The following is a 6,358-nucleotide window of genomic DNA, read 5'->3' as shown; positions in this document are numbered from 1 at the left end:
CGTGGTTGGTCAGCAGGCCCCAGACCAGGTCGTCGTCGATGCGCATGCGGCACACCAGGGTGTTCTGCGAAGCGATCTTCAGGATCTGTGCCGGGCTCAGGGCGTTGATCAGGTCGGCGGCCGATTCGGACAGGCCCAGGCGGAACAGCGCCTGCTCGCGGTCCGAGCGGATCAGGCTCTGGGCCAGCATCAGGTAGGACAGGTTGGTTTCGCGGATTTCGGCGAGGATCTGGTCGTTGTTCATGGCGTCTGGCTCCTGGGCTATCAGCGGGTGTCGCTGCGTTGTCGATGGAGTCATTGTGCTGAAACCGGCCAGATTTCTTGATAGGCGCCTGGATGTAAGAACGGACGGCGTGCGGATGTGTGTTCTGTAGGAATTTGCCCTACAGAACGGGCGATAAACAGGCTCGAATCCGCCCAGAAAACAGGCTGGCGAACCCTGTGCATTTAGCTCATGTGACGTCGTGTCACAAGGGCCTGTATTTGACTGGCCAGGATCAGGTTGCCGGACCAGCTACGGCGCATGGCCGCCGCCTTCAGAGGTTGCTGCCCTGCGGGGCCAGCGCATCCAGAATGGGCAATACCTTCTGCAGGATGTCGAGCTCCTGCGGGCTGAGGTTGGCCATGCGCCGGATCAGGCGCGACTGGCGACGGCGCAGCACCTCGTCGAGGAAGTCCGCGCCCTTGGCCGTGATCACCAAGCCCACACGGCGTCGGTCCGCGGGATCAGCGGCCGTGCCGCGTCCGATCATGTCGGTGGCAGACAGTTCACGCAGGTGTACGTTCATGGATGACGAACGCATGTGCTCACGCGCTGCCAGCTTGCTCACGCCGATGCCCGGCTCGGCCCGGATCTGAAAGAGCAGCGTGATGTGCAGCGCCGGCACATGCAGGTAATCGGCCTCCGAGCGCATCTGGCGCCACAGCCGGATCAGCGGTGAATGCAGTGCGCCCGCCAGTTGAACCAAGTCCACTGGCACATCAGCGTTTGCTTGTGACAAATGAGATTCGGCGCCATCGATGAAGTGAGGCGTTTCGCTGACCTTGGCCATGTGGCGTGACTCCCCTGGGCATTCAGCCCATCTTGAAGCTGTAAGGCACCTGCACGCGCACGGGGGCGCCCTGGCTTTGGCACTTGAACTTGCGCGTGGCCTCCAGTGCAGCGCTGGCCAGCAGGCTGTTGGCCGCGCCAACCACGTGGGCGTTGTCCAGCGCACCTTGCGCCGTCACCGTGAACTCCACCAGCACATCGCCCGAGATGCCGCGCCGCTGGGTTGCGACGGGGTAACGCGTTTCGGCGCGCACCTGGGCAGAGTTCGGGCAGCCGACCCCTTGCAGAACAAACGCGCGGACTGGATAACCAAAGAACGAAAGCTCATGAGGACGCCAGCTCGTAGGCCTCGCTCAGCCGCGCATACAGGCCTTGGCGGGCGATGAGTTCATCGTGTGTGCCGAGTTTCGCGACGCGTCCTTGGTGGATCACGGCGATGCAGTGGGCTTCCGGGCCGTACAGGTTGCGGCGCAGCTCGGCCGCGGGGTTGCGTGACTCGCGGAAGCTCACCATCGTGATGGTCGTAGTCGAACTCCTGCATGCGCTTGCGCGTGGTGGTGCCATCGGCCACGGTGCGGCGCACTTGCACGCCTTCGGTCATCTGTACGTTCAGCACGAAGGGCTGGCCTTGTGCATTGCGCAGCGCGCCGTCGCGCCATACCCAGCCGGCCTCACCGAACAGGCTCTGGGCTTCGAGCAGGCTGTTGCGGAAACAGCCGGGCTGATCGCTGTCAGGCATCTTCACCATGGGGCCGAAAACGTCGGGCGGCAGCTGGGCTCGCCAGGGCTCAAGCGGGGCCAGTTCGTCCGGTGGTCAGCAGAAGTACCTGCCTTCGGCCCCGGTGCAGATCATCTTCGAGCGCGGTATTACCGAAGACCAGATGCGTGCGGCGATCCAGGCGCGCATGTTGGCAAGGCCGCCCGTACCAGGCGCTGCCGCGCGTACGCCGCGTGCGCCGTGGGCCTCGCCGGTCAGGTGAGTGTGGCGCTGGCCTAGGCTGGATGGCTCTTTGGTCCGCATCGCAGCGTCACAATGCCTGTGTAGAACACCCGGGTCAATTGTCCGGGCTGCGTGATCCCAGCCCTCATCCGGAGATCACGCCCATGCGCATCGAGGTGTTCAAGAAGGATTTCAAGAAGGACGTGGAGGGTTTCGGCGCCCCAGGTGCCATTGTGCTGCCGCCAATGCCCTGTACCGTGGCCATCGAGGTGAGCGGCAAGGTCGAAGACGCGGACTACAACATCCTGCGCGATCGTCTGATCGATAGCCTCGAGAAGAACCCGCTCGCGGACAAGCTGGCTGTGAGCCTGTACAAGTTGAGCAAATCTACCGACGAGCTGGTGGGCGCTCTGATCGTGGGTGACCAGGCTGACAAGATCCCCGCCGCCTTGGCTGCCTACAAGAAGAATGCGCAGGCCGAGGTGGACAAATTCGAGGCCGAAGTGGCCAAGGTCTTCATCGCTTCATGGAAGAAATTCATCGAAGACCGACAAAAGTACAAGACCTACAAGATCAAGGCTGGCCTCGACTTCACCGTCAACGTGGTGTCGCTGCTGGGCAGCATTGCATCGCTGGCTGCATCGGCCACCCCGGCTGCGCCGGTCACGGCAGTAATGGGCATCTACGGCATTCTCAAGAATACGACCAAGCTGTGCGTGCAGTGCCGTAACCTCTATATCGAGGCCGAAACGGTGGCCAAGGACGTGGACGCCGACGTGGCCTCGCTCAAGAAGAAGTTCGACAAGGTGCAGGCCGATGTCGAGAAGGGCACTGACAAGGCCCTGGCTGAGGCCAAGAAGGCCAAGCGTGAGGAGAAAGTCAAAGAACTGAGTGTGGCCGTTGGCAACAAGCTCTTCGGCGACATTGTTGGTGTGTTCGTGGCCTCGGTGCAGGGCGTGACCAAGAAAAACAGTCTGTATGGAAACAAGATCCGCGGCATCCAGGAAGAGACTCGAAAGTTCGCCAAGGACTACCTCGCCATGGCTGACCACATGCAGGAGCTCTACAAGTACCTCCGCGAACTGGACGATCAGTACACGGCGATGGTGTCCAAGCTGGGCTATGGCAATGCCAAGGACATGCTGGCTCGCCGGCAGAAGAAGATCAAGACGGCTTTCGACGCCTGGAATGGTGCTCAGAAGGCAGTGAAGCTTATCCAGGTACAGGTGGCCGATTCAGAAACCCGCCATGGCACGAACCTGGTGCGGCAGAAAGAGCTCCAGGGCATCATCGATGATCTGGAAAAGTCTTTCAAGACCAAGAAGTGGGCAGAAGCTGGGCGCTGGCTGGGGGTGGCCGCCGATGTGGGATTGTCCATCGGACCATCCGGCGCGGCAGGCTGGTCCAGTACGGACAAGGTCGTGACCAGCGTGATGAAGTTGGTCACCATCGCCGAGAAAGAGGTGATCACGGAGATCAAGGAGCGGCTGATGAAGTGATGCCGCGCTTGTGCGCGTACATGCGTGCATCGGCGCGTGCAATGAGCGTGGCGGCGTCTAGCTGCTCTTCGCCATAGGCTGTCCCGAACGTGATGCCCACGATGGCTGTCTGCCCGTTGCTCAGCATGACGGGTTTGGCAACGGTGCGTATCACGCGGTCCAGCACCTCGTCTGCTTCAGTCTGCGAGGTGAGTTGCGTCAGCAGGATGATGAACTCGTCACCGCCCAGGCGGGCCACGGTGTCGTGCTCGCGCACACAGGCCTGCAGCCGTTTGCCTACTTCGCGCAACAGGTCGTCACCGGCATCGTGGCCGTGCGTGTCGTTGACCTGCTTGAAGCCGTTCATGTCACCGAAGCACACCGCGATGTGCTCACCGGAGCGGCGCGCACTGGCCAGGGCCAGGTTCAGGCGGTCGGTGAGCAGCATGCGGTTGGGCAGGCCGGTCAATGAGTCATGGAAGGCCAGGGTCTCGACCTCGGCCTGGTACTTCTTCATGGCTGAAATGTCCTGAATGGTCCACAGCGATTCGCGTGTGTCGGCATCGAGCAGCGAGCCGCTCATGTCCACCCAGATGTGCTCGCCAGTGCGCGACAAGAGCTGCAGCTGTGTGCGGTAGCTGCGCCCAGTTTCGAACGCCGGATAGGCCTCACGGCCCATGCGGTCGTAGGTATCGTCCTGGGCGTACAGCGCCTGCATGGACTTGCCAACGAGTTCGCCGTGGCCATACCCCAGCAGGCGCTCCAGGGCCTTGTTGGCCCAGGTGACGTGCCGGTCGCGGGCTTTGAGCAGACCGACCAGCTCGTTGTCGAGCATCAGGGTCTGCTGGCGGTTGATGGCCTGCAGGGCCGTGCGCGTGCGGTGCAACTCGCTCACATCGAAGATGACGGTGCGGCTGCGCACGAAGCGGCCTTGCTCGTCGCGCAGGGCTGTGGCCGTGACACTGATGCGCCGGCGCTGGTCGTCCGCGGCCAGCAGGTCGAACTCTTCAGGGCCGAACACGCCCTCCTGCATGAACTGCGTGAAAACCTCGCGAAAACGTTGCTGCCCTTCGGCAGTGAAGAAGTCGCGCGGGCTACGCCGGCCGATGAGGTCTTCGCGCCGCGCGCCGAAGAGCTGCAGAGAGGTCTCGTTGATCTGGACGAAGGTGCCCGAGGCATCTAGCGAGTAGTAGCCGCAGGGGGCGTTGTCGTACAGATCCTGCAGTGTGTCGATGTTGCGCCGGGCCGTGATGTCCTTGATCATCGTGACGTAGTGCATGGGCTTGCCATCGTGGTCACGCACCAGCGTCACCGTGAGCCGGCCCCACACCGCCGTACCATCGGGGCGGAGGTAGCGCTTGTCCAGGGTGAAGTGGTCGCGGGTGTGGTCCTTGAGCTCGCGCTGCAGTTCGAGATCGATCTGCAGGTCGTCGGGGTGCGTGACTTCCTGGAAGGTCAGCTGCGACAACTCTTCGGCGGATCGGCCCAGGATGCTGCACAGGGCCGGGTTGGTTCGCAGCCAGACGCCATCGAGCGAGACGATGGCGATGCCGATGACCGCCCGCTCGAACGTGGCCTGGAAAAGGCGTTCACGGCGTTGCATGTCCCGGAGGCGCATCTCCATGACCTGGCTGGCGGCAGCCTGCGCCTGCCGGCTGAGCATGTCGTGCCGCGCCAAGCCCGTGAGTTCACGCAGCAGGTCGCACTGACGCTGCGTGAACGGCCTGGGCTGACGGTCGATGGCGCACAGCATGCCCATGAGGTGTCCGTCGTCGTCGAGCAATGGCAGGGCGATCCAGGCGCGCAGTTCGCCAATGCCGGCCAGTTCAGGATGCGGCGCGAGGGCAGGGTCCCGGGATGCGTCGTGCACGATCACCTCCCGGCCGTGACGGGCGGCATGCCGGCACAGGGCCAGCGCCTGGGGGCGGTCACTGTCTGCGAGCCCGGTGACGGCGGCGAGCGTCAGCACGTCCATGGCATCGACCTGAGCGATCACGGCGGCCGGCGCCTCGAGCAGGGTGGCGGCCAGGCGTGTCAGGGCGGAGCTGGTCTCGGTGGTCGGTGCAGCCAACGGCACAGGCCATGGCAGTGGCCCGGCAGCCGGCGGGAGGCTGTCGCGGGTTTCCATTTCCAGGCGGCGTGTGGCGCTAGACATGCCTGATTGTCCCGAATGTCGCCTCACTTGTGCTGGGAATCATGGGGTGTCAGCCACGCCCAGATGCCCAGGATTGCTCATTTATGATCGTTGCTTGAGGACCGGAGGATCTCGAGTGCTTCGTTGGCCGCCTGGATCCAGTACGACTCGTAGCGGATGCCGCACTTGAGCACCAGGTGGCGCAGCGCCACGTCGCGCTCCGTCGGGGCATCGGCGTAGTCTCTGGATTCGTACTTGCGGTAGGTCTCCAGCCGCTCGGTGTGGAGCTTGAGGCGGCGCTCGATTTCCTTGTCAAGCTTGGTCGGGCCCACGGCGGCCTCGGCCCACAGGCGGACCATCAGGTCGTCGCGCAGGAAGGGCAGGTCTTCCTGCTCGGCGATCCAGCGCTTGAGCTCCTTGCGCCCGGCTGGCAGGATCTTGTAGGCCCGTTTGCGCCCCCGCGTCGTTTCCTCCGGCAGCGATTCGATCCAGCCGGAGGCCTCCAGCCTGGCCAGCTCCCGGTAGATCTGCTGGTGCGTGGCGCGCCAGAAGTAGCCGATCGTCTTGTCGAAACGGGCGGCCAGGTCCGAGCCGGAGCTGGGCCGCTCAACGAGCGCCGTGAGAAGGGCGTGGGGCAGAGACATCCGTGCAGGTTACACCAAGGTGGCCTTATCAGGCTGGTGTTTGCAACCGGTTGCATAGACGGGCATCTTGGCCTAGGATGCGGGTCAATGCACCTGGTTGCATAGTCGCCA

At 63.4% G+C, this 6,358-nt stretch carries 8 protein-coding genes; 2 read left to right on the top strand and 6 right to left on the bottom strand.

Annotated elements, in window-relative coordinates; genetic code table 11:
- From flhD to WAQ08_RS08395, 4 genes are all read right to left on the bottom strand, one after another.
- Positions 1-244, bottom strand: a 244-nt coding sequence (flhD, locus tag WAQ08_RS08410) for a flagellar transcriptional regulator FlhD (RefSeq protein WP_422190870.1), incomplete at its 3' end; no start/stop codon positions are given.
- Positions 245-536: 292 nt separating this feature from the next.
- Entirely contained in the window at positions 537-1,052 is a 516-nt protein-coding gene (locus WAQ08_RS08405) for a MarR family winged helix-turn-helix transcriptional regulator (RefSeq protein WP_422190868.1), read from the bottom strand.
- Positions 1,053-1,074: 22 nt separating this feature from the next.
- On the bottom strand, positions 1,075-1,305 hold the full coding sequence (locus WAQ08_RS08400) for a TonB family protein (protein ID WP_422190866.1): 231 nt from the start codon (positions 1,303-1,305) through the stop codon (positions 1,075-1,077).
- A gap of 134 nt (positions 1,306-1,439) precedes the next feature.
- Positions 1,440-1,799: a hypothetical protein gene (locus WAQ08_RS08395; protein ID WP_422190864.1), complete on the bottom strand. Its 360-nt coding sequence runs from the start codon at positions 1,797-1,799 to the stop codon at positions 1,440-1,442.
- On the opposite strand from WAQ08_RS08395, the gene WAQ08_RS08390 reads away from it, so the two are divergent.
- Positions 1,798-2,031, top strand: a complete 234-nt coding sequence (locus tag WAQ08_RS08390; protein WP_422190862.1) for a hypothetical protein — start codon at positions 1,798-1,800, stop codon at positions 2,029-2,031. The two genes, WAQ08_RS08395 and WAQ08_RS08390, sit on opposite strands and share 2 nt — an antisense overlap.
- 124 nt (positions 2,032-2,155) lie before the next feature.
- On the top strand, positions 2,156-3,490 hold the full coding sequence (locus tag WAQ08_RS08385) for a hypothetical protein (RefSeq protein WP_422190860.1): 1,335 nt from the start codon (positions 2,156-2,158) through the stop codon (positions 3,488-3,490).
- On the opposite strand, the gene WAQ08_RS08380 is transcribed toward WAQ08_RS08385, so the two are convergent.
- Complete coding sequence (locus WAQ08_RS08380) at positions 3,468-5,624, bottom strand: PAS domain S-box protein (protein WP_422190858.1); 2,157 nt, start codon at positions 5,622-5,624, stop codon at positions 3,468-3,470. The two genes, WAQ08_RS08385 and WAQ08_RS08380, sit on opposite strands and share 23 nt — an antisense overlap.
- A 77-nt stretch (positions 5,625-5,701) precedes the next feature.
- Entirely contained in the window at positions 5,702-6,247 is a 546-nt protein-coding gene (locus tag WAQ08_RS08375; RefSeq protein WP_422190856.1) for a PadR family transcriptional regulator, read from the bottom strand.
- Positions 6,248-6,358 lie beyond the last annotated feature (111 nt).

It is taken from the genome of Aquabacterium sp. (genome assembly GCF_049274795.1).
Lineage (GTDB): Bacteria > Pseudomonadota > Gammaproteobacteria > Burkholderiales > Burkholderiaceae_C > Aquabacterium.
Note: the sequence above shows the minus strand (reverse complement) of the source record. Positions and strands in the feature narration are given on the sequence as shown.